The sequence below is a fragment of the Psychroserpens mesophilus genome, assembly GCF_050617655.1.
In the GTDB taxonomy this organism is placed as follows: Bacteria; Bacteroidota; Bacteroidia; order Flavobacteriales; family Flavobacteriaceae; genus Psychroserpens; species Psychroserpens mesophilus_A.
In genome coordinates, this window is the sequence record NZ_JBODQC010000005.1 from 170,930 (window position 1) to 188,487 (window position 17,558).

Genomic DNA, 17,558 nt, shown 5'->3' on the forward strand with positions numbered 1-17,558 from the left:
GTATTTCGTTTGTGATGATAGATAAAATAAAGCTTTTTTTAGATAAAAATCAACTTGTCAAAATAGCATCCTTAAACTCTTTTTCAGTCTTGGTAAGAGTTGTATCTGGTTTCATAACATCTAAATTAATAGCCATATTTATTGGTCCTGAAGGTCTGGCTTTTATTGGCAACTTTCGGGATTTTATAAAATCTGGTCAGGCATTTACCACGTTAGGAATTAATAATGGTATCGTTAAATATGTTGCTGAATTAAAAAATAACATACATGAGTTAAGTAAAATTATTTCAACATCATTTTACCTTATTTTATGTTCTGTTATACTTATTTCCTTAGGCATCTACTTGAGTTCAGAATCTATTAATCATTTTATTTTCACAGATCAAAAAAATTATGCTAACATAATCAGGTTAATTGCTGTAAGCTTGCCTTTTTATGCTTTCAAGACGTTTGTTTTTTCAATTTTAAATGGCATTTCAAAATTTAAAAAGATTCTGGCCATTAATATAGTTGGACAGATCTTAGGCACCATAACCAATGTGTTTCTAATTTGGAAATTTAAATTAGAAGGTGCTTTAATTTCCATATTATTAATCGAGATTATTTTATTCATTATTCTATGGTTAAGTGCTTCAGGAGTTTTTCAATATTTAAAGTTGATTTCTTTTAGAAAAATTAATTTACATAGTTTTAAAAACCTTGGTGCTTTTTCAATAATGGCATTGTTTTCAGCAACCTTATTGCCACTAGTAATGGTGTATATTCGAAACTATATTATTCTTGAAATTGGAGAAGCTCAAGCAGGTTTTTGGGTTGCTATGCAAAGAATTTCAAACTATTATTTAATGTTTGCTACTACTTTAATTGCGCTATATATCTTACCAAAATTTTCTGAGATAAAAACATCCCAAGCATTCAGAAATGAAGTCTTTAGTTTTTATAAAACAATAATTCCCGTTTTTGGTTTCGGTCTTGTTCTGATTTATTTTTTTAGGAATTTTATTGTTAACTTAATTTTTTCTGCAGAGTTTGAACCTGTGACAGAATTGTTCCTTTGGCAAATTTTAGGAGATTTTATAAAAGTATTGACCTTGGTCATTTCATATCAGTTTTTAGCAAAAAAAATGGTATGGCATTATGTTATAATTGAATCTATAGCAATTTTTATTACCTATTTGTCAAGCATCTACTTTATAGATTGTTATGGTTTAGTTGGTGTTGTTAAAGCTCATTTTGTATCTTATCTTGTTCATTTTATGATTTTGCTTTTTGTTTTTAGAAAAGCTTTATTTGGTATATTGCCAAACAATACTTCAAATCATGATTAAACATTATATAACTAAACTCATATTAAAATTCAGAAAACTAGGTTATAAGTGTTTTAACACGAATAAAAATATAAATGGTAAGTATTTACCATTACAACCTGTAGTTTTTAGAGGAAAGGGTAATGTCGCTTTTGGTCAAAATGTAAAATTTGGAATTGTTAACTCTCCAATGTTTTATAATACATATGCGTATATTGAAGCGAGACACTCTGAATCAAAAATTGTATTTGGTGATGATATTAGTATCAATAATAATTTTAGTATTACTGCTGAAAAATCTATAACCATTGGTGATCATACTTTAATAGGATATAATTGTAGTATCTCTGATAGTAATTTTCATGATTTAAATCCGCTTAACCGACTAAACACAGATGCTCATCCTAAAGCAGTTATTATAGGTAAAAATGTATTTGTAGGCAATGATGTCTCCATTTTAAAAGGTGTTACCATAGGTGATAACTCTGTTATTGCAGCAGGATCGATTGTGACCAAGAGTTTTCCAGAAAATGTTGTTATAGCTGGAGTTCCTGCTAAAATAATAAGAGAATTAGATTAATTTTTCATCCAAGTATTGAGATAAGTTTGAGCTATTTTTTTATAATTGTGTTCTTTTTCAATAAACGCTCTGGCATTTTCTGAGATTTCCATGATTTTTTGAGGATTTAAAATCAGCCATTCTAATTTTTTTGCAATGTGTTCAGCATTGGGCAAGGCATTAATAGCTACTGTGTCTGCTTCTAAATTATAATAATCTAACCATTCTTGTTCTGCGCCTGTAAAAACAACCTTACCTTTAGCCATAGCTTCTAAAGCATTATAACCTTGGTCATAAGCATAAACCTGGTCTAATAAAATATGGCATTCATCATAGCATTTTATGTATGCTTGATATGGAATGCTATGTGTCGTAATAATGTCTACTTTATCAGGATATTTTTGAGAAATTATGTCTAGCGCTTTTTCAAAATAAATATTTCCTTTTTGAATAGAGGAAGACGTATTAACTCCATGGAAAATCTTAATTTTATCGGTAATATGTATTGGATGATAAGTGATTTTATGGAGATTTATTGGGTTTGGGATTAATCTTAAATAATTGCTTTGTTCTTTATAAGGAATGTGGTAATCTATATCTGTAGCAATTACACCCTTAATAGTGTTCTTTAAGAATTTATGAAGATCATGATATGATGTTGATATGTATTTTAACGAAAAATGATATTTCTTTTTTAATGTTGAATCCTTTAAGTAAGGAGTTAAAATAGAGTATTTTAATTTGTTGTTTAATGCATACGTAATACTTACGTAATCTTGTCCGCAGCACAGCAGAAAACTATTCTTGTTTTGTTTAAAAAGAGTCTTAAGTAATTTGAGTTGAAATTTAGGCTTAATAGACAGAGCATCTTCATTTATCAATTGTACTACATCAAAATTTCTCAACTCAGGTAAAGCCTTTTTAAATTTATAAATGGTTTCATAATCTGCTAAATCGGTTTGAAACAATTTTAAAAAAAGCTTTCTTAGTAAGGAAGGAATATATGTTTTTGAAAACGCGTTGTCAATATCGATGTCAACTGGGTACTTTTTAAAAGTGTCTCCGTTTCCAACCAAAACAACGTCATGACCTAATTCAATTAAGCCTTCTTTTAAAGAATTATGAAGCCTACTATATTCGCCAACTAATAAAATCTTCATTTATATTATATACATTTGTTCCAAAGATAGAGATATTGACCTTACAACACAATCCATATAGTGGTTTAGAAGTTTTGATAGCAACACAAAACAGGACATCACTTGATTTTTTATCAAAAATGTTTCCTAATAGTGATTTTAAGGAGTTCAAAATATTAATTGTCAATCAGACAATTTTAAGTAAAGATTTGATTTCTAATCATAAAAATATCAAAGTGATTAATTCTCATGAAAAAGGATTGTCTAAAAGTCGAAATTTGGCTTTACAAAATGCATCGACTCCCATTGTTCTTATTTCAGATGATGATGTGGTTTATGAACAGGGTTTTCATAACGTGATACGCGATGCTTTTTACAAAAATCCAAAAGCCGATCTCATTACATTTAAAGCTAAAGATTTTAAAGGACAGCCTTACAGAAACTATGCAAACACAGATTATCAATATGATTTAAAATCAATTAAAGGTGTCATTTCATGGGAAATTGCATTTAAAGTTGATAATATTAAAAGGCTTCAGATTTCTTTTGATGAACGATTTGGTTTAGGTAGTCAATTCACTACTGCTGAAGAGTATATTTTTGCTAGAGAAGTTGTGGAGAAAGGACATAAAAGTTTTTTTTGTAATCAATTTATAGTGTCTCATCCTGAAGTGAATTCTGGAATGGATTTAGGCAGTGACCGTATCATTTATGCTCGATCAGCTTTGAATTATAAATTGCACAAATTTTTAGTGTATTTTTGGTTGCCAAAATTTATATTCTTTTTAATTCGTAATAACTATATCAAACTGTCTGAAGCATTGGGCAAAATAAAAATGGGACTGAAAGGAATCAAAGATTACAAAAACAGTGTAAAATCTTAAAATGACGACAAATAAAGACATCAAAATAATTGATATACCTAAAATTCATGACGTAAGAGGAAATCTTGCTGTAATAGAAGGTGACTGTGTTCCTTTTTCAATAAAACGTGTTTATTATTTGTACGATGTTCCTAGTGATGCTTATAGAGGAGGACATTCGCATATAGAACAATTAGAATTTTTAGTCGCTCTGAGTGGCAGCTTTGAAGTGATTCTTGATGATGGTAAATTAAAAAAGTCAATAACTCTTAACAAGCCTAATAAAGGGCTGTTGATTCCAAAAGGAATTTGGCGAGAGTTAGAAAATTTTTCTTCAGGAGCTGTTTGTCTTGTAATCGCTTCAGGAGAATTTGATGAAAGTGATTATATAAGAGATTACAACCAATTTAAATTATCTAAAGGCACTTAGGAGAATTCCTCGTTTTTTTAAAAAATGCTTGAATCTAAAGAATAGTTTTAAAACAGATGTAGGTTGAGATAATAAGAAACGTTGCTTTTTATTCAACGATTTTAGATCTAATTTGCCGATATATGCATTGGCTTTTTCTGTATTTCCGACTAATTTGTATTGAATTGCAATTGAAAATCTATTTAAATCCAGATATTTTTTTAAAAATATATTGGTTTTTGCCTGTTCATCATAACAATCTAAGTTAATGAATGATCTCATATTGGTGTTAGAGTTGCTAATTCTATTATCTGAATGTAATTGATGTATTGCTGAAATTCTATTGCTAAATGCTACTGGATATTGTAATGCGATGCGAATCCAAAGATCAGTATCTTCTCCAGCTCCTAATGTGATTTTAGTATCGAAAACGCCTATGGTATTTAGAATATATTTTGGTACCATCACAGCTGAAGTCCATGCAATACTATTAATTAAACTAGACTCAAAGTAATCATCAACAATTCCCTTCCAAGGTGTATCATTTGGAATGTTTTTAAATTTCGATGGAATGAGAATATGATCATCTTGTTTATGATAAGCCTTGCAATACATACCGCAATTAGGGAATTCTTCATACAAGGCTTTTAAATCTTGTAAATGATGATCGTGCCAGGTGTCATCTGCATCTAAAAACACAATCAGATCTGCTTTTGCTTTTGAAATCCCATAATTTCTGGCATGAGAAACCCCTTGGTTTTCAATACTAAATATATGTAAACGTTTATCACTAATAGTATTGACTTCTTTTAAACTACAATCAGTTGAACCATCATTAACCACAATCACCTCAAAATCTGAAAAGCTCTGAGACCAGACACCATTTAAAGTGTCTTTAATATGCTTTTCCTTGTTGTATAAAGGAATGATTATAGAAAAATACGGTTTCATTAATTATTTAAATCTTTATAACACATATAACTAATGCGATACAGTTGCAATACCTTCATTGAAGGATGATTGCTTAATAAATTGCGTTGTAATGGGTTTTTAAATAGCTTGTAAAATGTCGAAAAAACATGATGTAATCGATATCGCTTCAGTTTGATAAATAAATGTAGTAAATCATTTTGATGACTTTCAATTTTATGAGCATTATGTAATGACAATAATGTTTCTGCTGCCTTTTCTTTTTTATTCAAATACACTTTACTGGTTTCAATGCCTAAGTGATATACTTCATTGTCAATATGAAACACATTTATCTGTTTCATTTTCAATAAAGCAGCAAAAAAATTATCAAACCCGTAGCCTTTCTGCTTTATTTGAGAATTAATAGCTTTAAATACAGGTTTTTTAATCATGAAGTTTGCAGAGATAATGACCTTATAAGGTTTTTTGTTACGTGATTTGGCACTAACCTGCTCATGAGTTTTTCCGTAAGTCCATCGCAACATATACTCTGCATCTGGAGCTTCTTCGTGATAGGTAAATCCGCCATAAATAGCTTCATAGTCTGAACCGATATGCTTCAGATAATTCCTGATAAAAGCATCTGATTTGGGCATCACATCAGCGTCTAAAAATAAAAGCCATTCATAAGTCGCTTTTTCAGATAAATATTGCCTTGCCTTGGTTCGTCCTAAGTTTTTATTGCTTTTTAAGAGCTTAGTAAAATCTAAATTAGAAATTTTATCGTTTTCAACCACTATTTCAGACGAGGCATCGTCTAAGCATATGATTTCAAAAGGAACCTGAGATAGTTGTAATTGCGTATGAATATGAGTTACTAAAGCAACGACATTATAGTTGTATAAAGGAATCAATACTGAAATCATGACTGCTAAAATAAGAATTAAAAGCGTTAAATTGCAGTACTTAAACAAGACAAACATGGATAGTTCTAAATCAAAACAAATTTCAGAACTCATTTACAATAAGATAAAGGAAAAAGAAGTTGAATTAAAGGCGTCTTATAACGCCTCTAAAAACAAAATAGGCTATTTTTATATTGACGATTTACTTCCTGTAGATCTTGCAAAAGAATGCTTCGATGTATTTCCTGACACTTCTCAAATGAGATGTTTGAAAAGTATTCGTGAATACAAGTACGTATCTGCACAAATGGATAAACATCATGAGTTGTTAGAGCAAGTGCTTTATGCATTTCAACATTCAAAAGTTGTAAACTTAATTGGTGAAATCTGTAATATCAAATCCTTATACGCAGACGAATCTTTGTATGCTGGTGGTTTGTCGCAAATGGCTCATAATAATTTTTTGAATCCACATTTAGATAATTCTCACGATGCCGAACGTGAACGTTGGCGAGTATTAAATTTACTCTATTATGTATCACCAGACTGGATTTCTGAAAATGGAGGTCATCTTGAACTTTGGCCAAATGGTCCTAAAAAAGAACCTGTTGTTGTTGAAAGTAAGTTTAACAGATTAGCAATTATGGCAACACACGATACTTCATGGCATTCTGTAAATCAAGTTAAAGTCGATAGAAGTAGATGCTGTATTTCTAATTACTATTTTAGTGATGAGCCTTTGAAAGAGACCGATCAATTTCATGTGACTAAGTTTAGAGGTCGTCCTGAAGATACATTTACCAATATTGTTTTAGATTTAGATGCTAATCTTAGAATGTTAGTTAGAAAAGTATTTAAAAATGGAATTCGTAAAAATCCGCACTTCTATAAAAAGAAAAAATAGCGAACTGTTTCAGAATGATATATGAAGTTTTTCAAACGGTATAGTAATTGCAATTCAAACCATATGAAGTGGCTGTTAACCTCTATTGTAACTCTGTTTGTGTGCATGTTGTCTTATGCGCAACAAGAGTTTCATGTGTTTCCGGAAAATCATAATGAGACTCCTGGAACACCAGAAGGAACAGGCTCGATTAATAAGCCTTGGGACTTACAAACAGCATTGAACCAAACGTCTGATAATGTTGGTTCTGGAGATACTATCTGGATACACGAAGGCATTTATAACGGGAGATATAAAAGTAGACTTAAAAGTTTGGAGCCCAATCAATATATCACAGTTTCTGCCTTTAAAAATGATAAAGTAATTCTAAATGGTAATGTTCCAGTAAAACAGAATTCTGTTTTGGAAGTCGTAAGTACACGAGTGATTTATAAAAATTTTGAAGTAACATGGCTTGGTGAGTTTTCTCGGGATCAAAAGGATGCTGATTTTGAGTTTTGTTTTGGTATAGAACATTTAACTGGAGAAAATTGTAGATTTTACAATATTATTATTCATAATAATCCTGGTCTTGGTATAGGCTCCTGGAAAAATACAGCTGGTACAATCATCGAAAATTGTATCATTTACAACAATGGATTCATGGCTAAAGAAGGTGTAGGTAGAGGAGAAGGAATCTATGTTCAGAATAAAAGTGAGGAAACACGTCTCATAAAAAACAATATAATTTTCAACAATTACTACAAAGCAATTGAAGTATGGTCAGCAGGAAAGCGAGCAAACTTTCAATTTGTAAAAAATGTTACCCTTGAAGGAAATATCCTGTTTAATAGTGGATCTCCATCTGGTGTATTTAGAGATAATGTGATTGTGGCTTCCAATGATCAAAATGGCATTAACATAGCAAATAACATCACGCTATTAAATAACATTCTCTATCACAATACGCATAACGAAAATGGGAAACGCATTGGAGAAGCACCTTCACTTACTTTGGGTTTTAATAAACATGCACCAGTTAAAGACATAACCGTAAAAGGAAATGTCATTGTTGGAGGATATAACGCTCTCAGACTCTCTATAGCTGAATCCCTGAATTTTACTGATAATACAATTTATGGAGCTGTTCAGGTAGGACCTAATACATCTGGTTATCTTGAAAACTGGAATTTTAATTCTAATACATTTTACACCAAACTTAAAACGCCATTTCGTGTTTCTAGAGGAAAAAAATATAGTCTTGAAGCTTGGCAGAAAACATTTCAGCTTGATAAGAATAGTGCGCTTATAGATAATTCAAATCTTAACTTAAATCGTGTTTTGCATATTTCACGACATCATCAAAATGCGCATAAATATAATGTAGCACTTTTTAGTTCAGATGGTAATGATGTTGTTGTAGATTTTTCAAAACCTAACTTAAAAGCTGGTCTGAATTATAAGATTTATGATGTCGAAAATCTAGAGGTAATACTACAAACAGGAACGCTCTCAGAAGATTTAAAAATTGTATTTCCAATGCAGTTGACCGCATTTGAAAAACCACTGCACAATTCAATAGCTAAAAAAACCTTATCTAATTTTGGAGTGTTTGTAATTGAGTTTGAGGACCAACGAAAGGTTCAGGTTTCAGAAGATAACGAAGATCAACCTAATGTCCTTGAACGATTTTTCAGCTGGTTAGGATTTTAGCTCTTACGTTGAACGACTTCAAAGACTTTATTCTCATCACACTTTAAAGTTTTACTTGGATATTTTAAAAGTAAAGCATAATCGTGAGTCGCCATTAAAATGGTATTTCCGTTTTTATTAATGTCTCTTAAAACTTCCATAACTTCAATACTGGTTTGCGGATCGAGGTTTCCTGTAGGCTCATCAGCCAAAATAAGTTCAGGTTCATTTAGTAAAGCTCTTGCAATAGCAATACGTTGTTGTTCTCCACCAGATAATTCATGAGGAAATTTAAATCCTTTGGTTTTCATTGCCACTTTATCAAGGACAGCTTCAATACGTTCTTTAATCTTAGTTTTATCTTTCCAGCCAGTAGCTTTAAGTACAAACTCTAAGTTGCTGTTGATTGTACGATCTGGTAATAATTTAAAATCTTGAAATACAATTCCTAATTTTCGTCTTAAAAATGGAATGTCATTCTCTTTAAGCGTTCTTAAATTATAATCTACAATATGACCTTCACCTTCAGTAAGTTGCAAATCGCCATAAAGTGTTTTCATAAAACTACTTTTTCCACTTCCTGTTTTACCAATAAGATATACAAAGTCGCCTTTGTTCATTTCAATATTAACATCAGATAACACCATACTGTCACCTTGATATATAGAAGCATTTTTGAGTTGTAAAACAGTTTCAGACATGAGTTTTTTAAGATATTCTTAGATTGAATGTAAATGTATTACAAAAATTAACCAAATTCCAATTTTCAAAAACCAAATTCTTTAAAATCATTCTTCTTGATAGGATGAGTTATGTGTAACATTATTTTGTTTTAGTTGTCTTTTTAATAAGTCTGTGTATAATTATAGCACGATTATTGCGTTATAGATTGCAGATAAATTATTTTTGTCATCAATTAAAAATCGAACCCAATGACTTTCAGAAAACTAAGTTTTTTGCTTACTTTTTTCTTATGTAGTTTATACCTGCAAGCACAGCAATCTGCCACATACACAAATGATTTGGTAGAGTATCAAAAAGCATTAACACTTTATAATAATAAGCAGTTTCAAGCAGCCCAATCCTTATTTGAAACCATCAAAAATGAGGCTGAAAATACCACTATTGAATCTGATTGTGCCTATTATATAGCCAATTGTGCAGTGCGTTTAAATCAGAAAAACGCAGATGATTTGATACAAGATTTTGTAGATAATTATCCAACGAGTACAAAACGAAATACCGCATTTTTAGATGTAGCCGATTATTATTTTGCTAACGGAAAATATGCCTATGCCAGAAAGTGGTATGACAAAGTAGATGAAAATAGTATGGCTCGTGCTGAACGTGATAAATTCAATTTTAATTTTGGTTATACCTTATATGCAACTGGTGATGAAACAGGAGCAAATAAGTATTTAAATCGTGTGGTTAATTCTAAAGAATACGGTTCGCAAGCCAAATATTATATTGGCTTTATGGCTTATGAAGGCGACGATTACGATACTGCTAATGAGTATTTCGATCAGGTAAGCGACAATGAGAAATACAAAGAAAAGCTATCTTATTATCAGGCCGATTTAAACTTCAAGTTAGGTAAATTTGAAAAGGCCATTGAATTAGCAAAAGATCAGGTTGATAGTAGTAGTCCGCAAGAACAATCACAATTGTCTAAAATTATAGGAGAAAGCTATTTTAACTTAGAACACTATGCTGAAGCGATTCCATATTTAAAAGCTTATAAAGGCAATCGTGGACGATGGAATAATACGGATTATTACCAATTAGGTTATGCGTATTACAAGCAAAATGATTTTGAAAAAGCCATTTCTGAATTCAATAAAATTATAGATGGAAAGAATGCAGTTGCCCAAAATGCCTATTACCATTTGGGAGAAAGTTATATTAATCTAGATAAAAAGCAAGAGGCTTTAAATGCTTTTAGAAATGCTTCTCAAATGGACTTTGACTTACAAATTCAGGAAGATGCTTGGTTAAATTATGCAAAAATCAGTTACGAAATTGGTAATCCATACCAATCAGTTCCTCAGGTTTTAACAAGCTATTTAGAGAAATATCCAGATACCAATTACAAAGATGACATAGAAACCTTATTGATAGACTCTTACATTACCTCTAGAAATTATAAAGAAGCGCTTAAACTTTTAAAGAATAAAAAGAGTTTTGAAAATCGGTTAGCTTATCAAAAAGTAGCATTCTACAGAGGAGTTGAGGTTTATAACGAAGGTAATTACAACGATGCTAAAACCCTGTTTGATGCTTCAGTTAAAGAAGCAAAAGATCCGGTTTTTACTACCAGAGCGCTATTTTGGAAATCAGAAACTGATTATCACCTCAATAATTTTGATGAGGCTTTAATTGGTTTTAAACAATTTCTACAGCAAAGTGAAGCGTCTCAAGTTGATGAAATGAAGAACATCGACTACAACATAGCATACACGTATTTTAAGTTGAAAAACTATGACCAATCCACTGTGAGTTTTCAGAAATTTATCAATCATCACAAAGACGATAAGTTAAGGCTCAACGATGCTTATTTGAGGCTAGGAGATGGTCATTTTGTGTCAAGTAATTATAAGGATGCTATTGTAGCTTATGATGAAGCTATTCAACTCAGTGAAATCGAATCAGATTATGCATACTTTCAAAAAACAATGAGCTACGGTTATATTGGTCAAGGATCAAAAAAAATAAAAGGATTAGAAACCTTTATAAAAGAATTTTCAAAATCATCTTTACGTGATGATGCTATGTACGAACTTGCAAATTCTTTTATAAAATCTGACGAAAAGAGTAAAGCTATGGCAATCTACGACAGGCTCAATTCAGAATACCCCAAAAGCGTTTTTATTTCAAAAGCTTTATTGCGCCAAGGGTTATCATATTACAATTCTAATGATAATGAAAGAGCATTGACTAAGTTTAAAAAAGTTGCTAAAGATTTTCCGTCAACAGACGAAGCTAATCAAGCCGTTTCTACAGCACGTTTGATATATATCGATTTAGGACGTGTTGACGATTATGCGGCTTGGGTAAAAACTTTGGATTATGTAGATGTTACCGATGCTGAACTGGACAATACGTCTTATTTAGCAGCAGAAAAACAATATTTAGATAATAATACAGATGCAGCCATTCGCCAGCTTAATAAATATTTAAATGAATTTCCAAACGGAATTCACGCTTTAAAGTCGCATTTTTATGTGGCAGAACTGTATTCTAAAAAGCAATTGCCAGAAAATGCACTTCCTCATTATCAGTATGTCATTGACACACAAAAAGGGGAGTTTACTGAACAGGCTATCGTAAAATTATCAGAAATTTATCTTAATAATTCCAACTGGAATAAAGCCATTCCATTATTAAAACGCTTAGAAGTTGATGCTGATTATCCTCAGAATATCACTTACGCACAATCCAATTTGATGAATGCTTATTATCAAACTGAAGATTATAACAATGCTGTGAATTACGCTGAAAAAACACTTCAGAATTCTAAATTAGATAACAAAGTAAAGAGTGATGCTCAAGTTATCATAGCACGTTCTGCAATGAAAACTGGAGATGAAGACAAAGCGAAAAGAGCTTATGCCAAAGTAGAAAGTATTGCAAATGGAATTCTTGCTGCAGAAGCCTTATACTACAACGCGTATTTTAAGCATAAAGAAGCTAAACATGAAGCTTCAAATACAATCGTCCAGAAATTAGCTAAAGATTATAGTAGTTATAAATATTATAGTGCTAAAGGTTTGGTGCTTATGGCTAAGAATTTTTATGCTTTGGGAGATGCTTTTCAGGCGACTTATATCCTAGAAAGTGTGATCACGAATTTTGCAGAATTTGACGATGTGGTTTTAGAAGCACAAGCCGAATTAAATACCATTAAAGCTGAAGAAGCTAAAACAAATGCTTCAGTTGAAACTGAAACCGAACAAAACTAATATTCCTACGCAGACAGGAATCTCATCAATTAATAAGAAGAATAATAATGATGTTTAAGAAAATATTAATTATTTCAATACTCATAGGAAGTGTTATTACGACTGTTGCACAAGAACGTGAAACTGATACTATTGATGCTGGAACAGTAAACGTTGTAAAACCGTATACACCTAAAATTTCCGATGCGTTTAAAATCAAAGAAACACCAAGCTTGAACGATTCTACAACGGCTAAGAAAAAAGATGTCAAATACAATATCTTTTCAATTCCTGTAGCTTCAACATTTACACCTGCAAAAGGAAAAGCAGCAACTGTAGATAAAGAAAAAGCTGTAAAGTTATACGATAACTATGCGTCTTTAGGAGTTGGAACATACACCACTATTTTAGGTGAAGTATATCTCAATCACGCTTTAAGTAATACCGAACGTGTTGGTGGTTATATTAGTCACCATTCTTCGGCTGGAGATATTGAAGGTGTGAATTTTGATAATAACTTTTCTGAAACAGGATTGAACGCACATTACAGTCAGAAGTTAAGAGATTTATCATGGAAAGTGGAAGGTGGATTTCAATTGCAGACTTACAATTGGTATGGACTTCCAGATCAGGATATGGATGCTTTTGATGTTGATCATTCTTTCTATACTGCTAATTTTGGTGGTCATATCAATTTTGAAGATGCCATTATTAATAAAGGAAGTGTATTGTACAGACGTTTTGGAGATGATCAGGATTCAGGAGAAAATCGTTTCATTTTAAAATCAGGTTTTGATATTCCTGTAAGTAGCGAGCTTATTAATACTGAGGTGACTTTTGATTATTTAGGTGGTTCATTTGATAGAAATTATTATGTAGATGAAGAATTAAATTATGGTAATTTTAATATTGGCATTACACCAAGTTACCAAATGAAACAAGATGACCTTACTGTAAATTTAGGAGTTAATTTGGTGTATTTTAACGACATTGAAGCTGGTGAAAGTAAGTTTTTTGTCTATCCAGATATAACAGCAAGTTACAGAGTTGTAGATGAATTAATGATTGCTTATGGAAGTATTGAAGGTGGATTGATTCAAAATTCTTATTACGACTTTGCTCAAGAAAATCCGTTTGTATCACCTACGTTATTTGTTGCGCCAACAGATCAAACCTATAATGCGTCTATCGGACTTAAAGGCAAGTTGTCAAATAGCTTGAGCTATAACATCAACGGAAACTATTTTGCAGATAATAACAGAGCTTTATTTAAATCAAACCCAGTCTTAGGAACAGCAGAAAAGAATTACCAATTAGGAAATTCTTTAGGAGTTGTTTACGATGACATAAGCACCTTCTCGATTGCTGGAGAATTAAACGTGGACATCAACCGAAATTTCAATTTGGCATTAAAAGCGGAGTATTTTGGGTATGATACAGATCAAGAAACTGAAGCCTGGAACTTACCAGATATTGAAGCATCCTTATTTTTAGATTACCAGATTGATGAGCATTGGTTTGCTGGAGCTAATTTATTTTTTGTAGGCGAACGTAAAGATCAGTTTATTGTCGAGCAAAGTTTAGTTCTAATAGATGCACCAAAAACAATTACTCTTGACAGTTTCTTCGATGTGAATGCTCATATTGGTTATAAAATAAATGATCAGTTATCGGCTTTTGCAAAAGTCAATAATATTGCCAATCAAAATTATAACCGTTGGTTAAATTATCCTGTACAAGGCATTCAGTTTTTAGCAGGAGCGACGTATCAATTTGATTTCTGACGTTGATGTCATCCTGAACTTGATTCAGGATCTCATATAGAGTATAAATTTTTAAAAAGCATTCGTTCTCATTGAATTGAATGCTTTTTGTATTTTTATACACTGTCAGGTCGAGCATTATTGAGATCAAAATATATTTTGAGCGAAGATAGCTTACGACGTAAGTCGAGACCTAATTTTTAAGTGCAAAACTAATATTCAATGAAAAACCTAACCATCCTTCTGCTTTTAACCCTTTGTATTTCTTGTTCCGAAGAAAAAGTACAAGTAGATTCCATCATCATTAATGCAAATGTTTATACTGTCAATAACGAGTTCAGTAAAGCAGAAGCCTTTGCTGTAAAGGACGGAAAATTTTTAGATGTAGGAACTTCAAGCGATATGCAATCTAAGTATGCTTCAGAAAATATAATTAACGCTCAGGGCAAAACCATTGTTCCGGGTTTTATTGATGCACATTGCCATTTTTTAGGACTAGGTCTGGACCAACAAGATGTCGATTTGGTTGGAACGGAAAGTTTTGAAGACGTCGTGAAACGTGTGTTAGATTTTCAAAATGGAAAACAACAAGATTATATTGCAGGAAGAGGTTGGGATCAAAATGATTGGGAAGAGAAAGCGTTTCCGAATAAAAAATTGTTAGACAAATTATTTCCTAAAACACCTATTGCATTAACACGTATTGATGGTCACGCTACTTTATGTAATCAAGCTGCTTTAGATCTTGGAGGTGTCACTATTAATAGTAATGTTGATGGAGGAGAAGTAGTGATTGAAAATGGAGAACTAACAGGCGTTTTAGTTGATAATGCCGCCTCATTGGTGTGGAATCATTGGCCAGAATATACAAGAGAAGATATAGTAGAAGCTTTATTGGTTGCTCAAGACATGTGTTTTGATTTAGGTTTAACAACTGTTGATGATGCTGGATTAGATCAATATTCTATTGAAATCATTGATAGTTTACAGAATACAGGAGACTTAAAAATGCGAGTGTATGCTATGGTATCACATAGTGAAAAAAACATTGACTATTACCTTAACAAAGGCATTATTAAAACCGATAGACTTAACGTGCGTTCCTTTAAATTCTATGCTGATGGCGCTTTGGGTTCAAGAGGAGCCATGTTGAGACAGCCTTACAGTGACCAACCAAATCATTTCGGGTTATTAGTAACCGATTTGGAAACGTTTCATAAAAATGCCGAACGAATTGCAAATTCAGAATATCAAATGAATACACATGCCATTGGTGATTCGGCTAATCGTGCTGTTTTGCAAACTTATAATAAAGTATTAACCAATAAGCCTGATAGACGATGGAGAGTTGAACATGCGCAAGTAGTCTCTCCCGAAGATTTTGAATTGTATAAAAATGTGATGCCATCCATTCAGCCAACACATGCTACAAGTGATATGTATTGGGCAGAAGATCGCTTAGGCAGTGAGCGCGTTAAAGGTGCTTATGCTTACAAACAATTATTAAATGCCTACGGAAAAGTGGCTTTAGGAACCGATTTTCCGGTAGAACACGTGAGTCCGTTTTTAACGTTTTATGCATCAGTAGCAAGACAAGATTTAGAACAGTATCCTAAAGGTGGATTTCAAAAGGAAAATGGATTGTCAAGAGAAGAAACTTTAAAAGGAATGACCATTTGGGCAGCCTATTCTAATTTTGAAGAGAACGAAAAAGGAAGTATTGAAGCTGGTAAATTTGCCGATTTTATTGTCATAGACAAAGATATTATGACCGTTGATTTAAAGGAGATCCCAAGCACTAAAGTAGAGCAAACTTTTGTTGGTGGTGAAGAGCAATAGATGTTATTTGTCATTCTGCACTTGATGCGGAATCCACATCATATTGTTTTTATTTAAGTGTATAGTTTCGCCAAATAATCATAATGTTCACCATCCATCACTTTTTTACATTTCAAGCCAACCGATTCACAAGCTAACTGTAAACGCTCAAAATCGAGATATAACCATTTCATTGGTACTTCATCTTCATTTTTATAGCTTAAGAAATAATCTAATTCGCCATAATAATCTGCATTAGTATCTATCCAGAGTCCACCATCATCATCTTCATACATGTATTGTATATCCGAAGAATCAATAAGTATTTGTCCATTAGGATTTAATAAGGATTTCAAATGGTTTAAATATGTGGAAATTTGCGATAACTCCTGAAATATTCCTGTACCATTCATAAGTAAAAGAATGGTGTCAAATGTTTCTGTTTCATCTAAAAGTGATTTCAATTGTATGTGTTTTACACCTCTGCTTTTTGCAACTTCAACTGCTCCTTCAGAAATATCTATGGCTTTCACCTCAAAACCCTTCTCTTGAAGATACAAACTATGACTTCCAGAACCACAACCTACATCTAAAACAGTTCCTTTGGCTAGTTGCAACGCCTTTTGTTCAAGTTTAGGCATTTCAGAAAATGAACGAAACAAATATGAAAGCGGTAACTCATCATTTCCTGAGATGTTTGTAGACGTGATAAGGTCTTCGGTGTAATTATTGTTGTGATAATCACGTAAAGCATTTCCGAATAAATCTTTCAAGGTTTTTGAATTTTGTGTCATGTTGAGCGCAGTCGAAACATCTAATAAACTTTAGGTTTTCACGTTGTTTAGAATGACAAATTACATTAAATTTACACTATGCAAGACTATATAAACAATCTTCCTAAGCTCGCCAAAGATAAACATAAGGAAAATAAAACCTTCTTTTCAAAGCTTAAAAAAAAGCCACCAAAACAATTAGATTATATCATGCAAGAGCTTCATGATGCTGAATTTGAGCGTACAGATTGTTTAGAGTGTGCTAATTGTTGTAAAACCACAGGACCATTATTTACAACAAAAGATATTGAACGTATTGCTAAACATTTCAAGATGAAACCACAACCATTTATTGATGCCTATTTAAGGTTAGATGAAGAAAACGATTATGTGTTGCAGTCCGTTCCTTGTACGTTCCTTGGAACAGATAATTATTGCTCAATTTACGAGGTAAGACCAAAAGCATGTCGTGAATTTCCACATACAGACCGGAAAAAGTTTCAGCAAATATCAAACTTAACATTAAAAAATGTTGCCATTTGTCCTGCAGCTTATCATATAGTTGAAGCCATGAAGCAACGTATTAAAGTATAA

General features: G+C 32.0%; 15 protein-coding genes. 10 read left to right on the forward strand and 5 right to left on the reverse strand.

The genetic code is table 11. The features are described 5' to 3' along the window. Nucleotides 1-14: 14 nt before the first annotated feature. Both ACRHNM_RS10925 and ACRHNM_RS10930 read left to right on the forward strand, forming a co-directional pair. Nucleotides 15-1,328 (forward strand): O-antigen translocase, encoded by a 1,314-nt coding sequence (locus tag ACRHNM_RS10925; RefSeq protein ID WP_431136488.1) that lies wholly within the window; start codon nucleotides 15-17, stop codon nucleotides 1,326-1,328. Continuing rightward, the gene (locus ACRHNM_RS10930; RefSeq protein ID WP_431136490.1) at nucleotides 1,321-1,887 is read left to right on the forward strand and encodes an acyltransferase; all 567 of its coding nucleotides are present in this window, start codon (nucleotides 1,321-1,323) and stop codon (nucleotides 1,885-1,887) included. The genes ACRHNM_RS10925 and ACRHNM_RS10930 overlap by 8 nt, the downstream gene beginning before the upstream one ends. Here the strand turns inward: ACRHNM_RS10930 and ACRHNM_RS10935 are convergent. Beyond that, entirely contained in the window at nucleotides 1,884-3,026 is a 1,143-nt protein-coding gene (locus tag ACRHNM_RS10935; RefSeq protein ID WP_431136492.1) for a glycosyltransferase, read from the reverse strand. The two genes, ACRHNM_RS10930 and ACRHNM_RS10935, sit on opposite strands and share 4 nt — an antisense overlap. Before the next feature lie 35 nt (nucleotides 3,027-3,061). On the opposite strand from ACRHNM_RS10935, the gene ACRHNM_RS10940 reads away from it, so the two are divergent. Together ACRHNM_RS10940 and ACRHNM_RS10945 are read left to right on the forward strand one after the other, a co-directional pair. Next, nucleotides 3,062-3,889, forward strand: coding sequence for a glycosyltransferase family 2 protein (locus ACRHNM_RS10940; RefSeq protein ID WP_431136494.1), 828 nt, complete (start codon nucleotides 3,062-3,064; stop codon nucleotides 3,887-3,889). 1 nt (nucleotide 3,890) lies between these two features. Next, nucleotides 3,891-4,298, forward strand: a complete 408-nt coding sequence (locus tag ACRHNM_RS10945) for a sugar 3,4-ketoisomerase (protein ID WP_431136496.1) — start codon at nucleotides 3,891-3,893, stop codon at nucleotides 4,296-4,298. Here the strand turns inward: ACRHNM_RS10945 and ACRHNM_RS10950 are convergent. Then, nucleotides 4,281-5,228, reverse strand: a complete 948-nt coding sequence (locus ACRHNM_RS10950; RefSeq protein WP_431136497.1) for a glycosyltransferase family 2 protein — start codon at nucleotides 5,226-5,228, stop codon at nucleotides 4,281-4,283. The two genes, ACRHNM_RS10945 and ACRHNM_RS10950, sit on opposite strands and share 18 nt — an antisense overlap. Next, on the reverse strand, nucleotides 5,228-6,208 hold the full coding sequence (locus ACRHNM_RS10955; protein WP_431136499.1) for a glycosyltransferase family 2 protein: 981 nt from the start codon (nucleotides 6,206-6,208) through the stop codon (nucleotides 5,228-5,230). Before ACRHNM_RS10955 ends, ACRHNM_RS10950 begins: the two co-directional genes overlap by 1 nt. Between ACRHNM_RS10955 and ACRHNM_RS10960 the strand changes: the two genes are divergently transcribed. Both ACRHNM_RS10960 and ACRHNM_RS10965 read left to right on the forward strand, forming a co-directional pair. Continuing rightward, on the forward strand, nucleotides 6,171-6,998 hold the full coding sequence (locus tag ACRHNM_RS10960; RefSeq protein WP_431136501.1) for a 2OG-Fe(II) oxygenase: 828 nt from the start codon (nucleotides 6,171-6,173) through the stop codon (nucleotides 6,996-6,998). The genes ACRHNM_RS10955 and ACRHNM_RS10960 overlap by 38 nt on opposite strands. Before the next feature lie 63 nt (nucleotides 6,999-7,061). Continuing rightward, nucleotides 7,062-8,690, forward strand: coding sequence for a right-handed parallel beta-helix repeat-containing protein (locus ACRHNM_RS10965; protein WP_431136503.1), 1,629 nt, complete (start codon nucleotides 7,062-7,064; stop codon nucleotides 8,688-8,690). On the opposite strand, the gene ACRHNM_RS10970 is transcribed toward ACRHNM_RS10965, so the two are convergent. Then, nucleotides 8,687-9,370: a cell division ATP-binding protein FtsE gene (locus ACRHNM_RS10970; protein ID WP_431136505.1), complete on the reverse strand. Its 684-nt coding sequence runs from the start codon at nucleotides 9,368-9,370 to the stop codon at nucleotides 8,687-8,689. The two genes, ACRHNM_RS10965 and ACRHNM_RS10970, sit on opposite strands and share 4 nt — an antisense overlap. Before the next feature lie 231 nt (nucleotides 9,371-9,601). On the opposite strand from ACRHNM_RS10970, the gene ACRHNM_RS10975 reads away from it, so the two are divergent. From ACRHNM_RS10975 to ACRHNM_RS10985, 3 genes are all read left to right on the forward strand, one after another. After that, nucleotides 9,602-12,631, forward strand: a complete 3,030-nt coding sequence (locus ACRHNM_RS10975; RefSeq protein ID WP_431136507.1) for a tetratricopeptide repeat protein — start codon at nucleotides 9,602-9,604, stop codon at nucleotides 12,629-12,631. A 47-nt stretch (nucleotides 12,632-12,678) separates the two neighbouring features. Then, nucleotides 12,679-14,394: a TonB-dependent receptor gene (locus ACRHNM_RS10980; protein ID WP_431136509.1), complete on the forward strand. Its 1,716-nt coding sequence runs from the start codon at nucleotides 12,679-12,681 to the stop codon at nucleotides 14,392-14,394. A 201-nt stretch (nucleotides 14,395-14,595) separates the two neighbouring features. Further along, the gene (locus tag ACRHNM_RS10985) at nucleotides 14,596-16,212 is read left to right on the forward strand and encodes an amidohydrolase (protein ID WP_431136511.1); all 1,617 of its coding nucleotides are present in this window, start codon (nucleotides 14,596-14,598) and stop codon (nucleotides 16,210-16,212) included. A gap of 53 nt (nucleotides 16,213-16,265) precedes the next feature. Here the strand turns inward: ACRHNM_RS10985 and ACRHNM_RS10990 are convergent, their stop codons facing one another. After that, nucleotides 16,266-16,964 (reverse strand): class I SAM-dependent methyltransferase, encoded by a 699-nt coding sequence (locus tag ACRHNM_RS10990; RefSeq protein ID WP_431136513.1) that lies wholly within the window; start codon nucleotides 16,962-16,964, stop codon nucleotides 16,266-16,268. A 99-nt stretch (nucleotides 16,965-17,063) separates the two neighbouring features. On the opposite strand from ACRHNM_RS10990, the gene ACRHNM_RS10995 reads away from it, so the two are divergent. After that, a complete protein-coding gene (locus ACRHNM_RS10995; protein ID WP_431136514.1) occupies nucleotides 17,064-17,558 on the forward strand; it encodes a YkgJ family cysteine cluster protein in 495 nt (164 codons plus the stop codon).

Coding starts and splice junctions, on each gene's coding strand:
- ACRHNM_RS10925 (WP_431136488.1), top strand. CDS start 15: ATGATAGATAAAATAAAGCTTTTTTTAGATAAAAATCAACTTGTCAAA.
- ACRHNM_RS10930 (WP_431136490.1), top strand. CDS start 1,321: ATGATTAAACATTATATAACTAAACTCATATTAAAATTCAGAAAACTA.
- ACRHNM_RS10935 (WP_431136492.1), bottom strand. CDS start 3,026: ATGAAGATTTTATTAGTTGGCGAATATAGTAGGCTTCATAATTCTTTA.
- ACRHNM_RS10945 (WP_431136496.1), top strand. CDS start 3,891: ATGACGACAAATAAAGACATCAAAATAATTGATATACCTAAAATTCAT.
- ACRHNM_RS10950 (WP_431136497.1), bottom strand. CDS start 5,228: ATGAAACCGTATTTTTCTATAATCATTCCTTTATACAACAAGGAAAAG.
- ACRHNM_RS10960 (WP_431136501.1), top strand. CDS start 6,171: ATGGATAGTTCTAAATCAAAACAAATTTCAGAACTCATTTACAATAAG.
- ACRHNM_RS10955 (WP_431136499.1), bottom strand. CDS start 6,208: ATGAGTTCTGAAATTTGTTTTGATTTAGAACTATCCATGTTTGTCTTG.
- ACRHNM_RS10965 (WP_431136503.1), top strand. CDS start 7,062: ATGAAGTGGCTGTTAACCTCTATTGTAACTCTGTTTGTGTGCATGTTG.
- ACRHNM_RS10970 (WP_431136505.1), bottom strand. CDS start 9,370: ATGTCTGAAACTGTTTTACAACTCAAAAATGCTTCTATATATCAAGGT.
- ACRHNM_RS10975 (WP_431136507.1), top strand. CDS start 9,602: ATGACTTTCAGAAAACTAAGTTTTTTGCTTACTTTTTTCTTATGTAGT.
- ACRHNM_RS10980 (WP_431136509.1), top strand. CDS start 12,679: ATGATGTTTAAGAAAATATTAATTATTTCAATACTCATAGGAAGTGTT.
- ACRHNM_RS10985 (WP_431136511.1), top strand. CDS start 14,596: ATGAAAAACCTAACCATCCTTCTGCTTTTAACCCTTTGTATTTCTTGT.
- ACRHNM_RS10995 (WP_431136514.1), top strand. CDS start 17,064: ATGCAAGACTATATAAACAATCTTCCTAAGCTCGCCAAAGATAAACAT.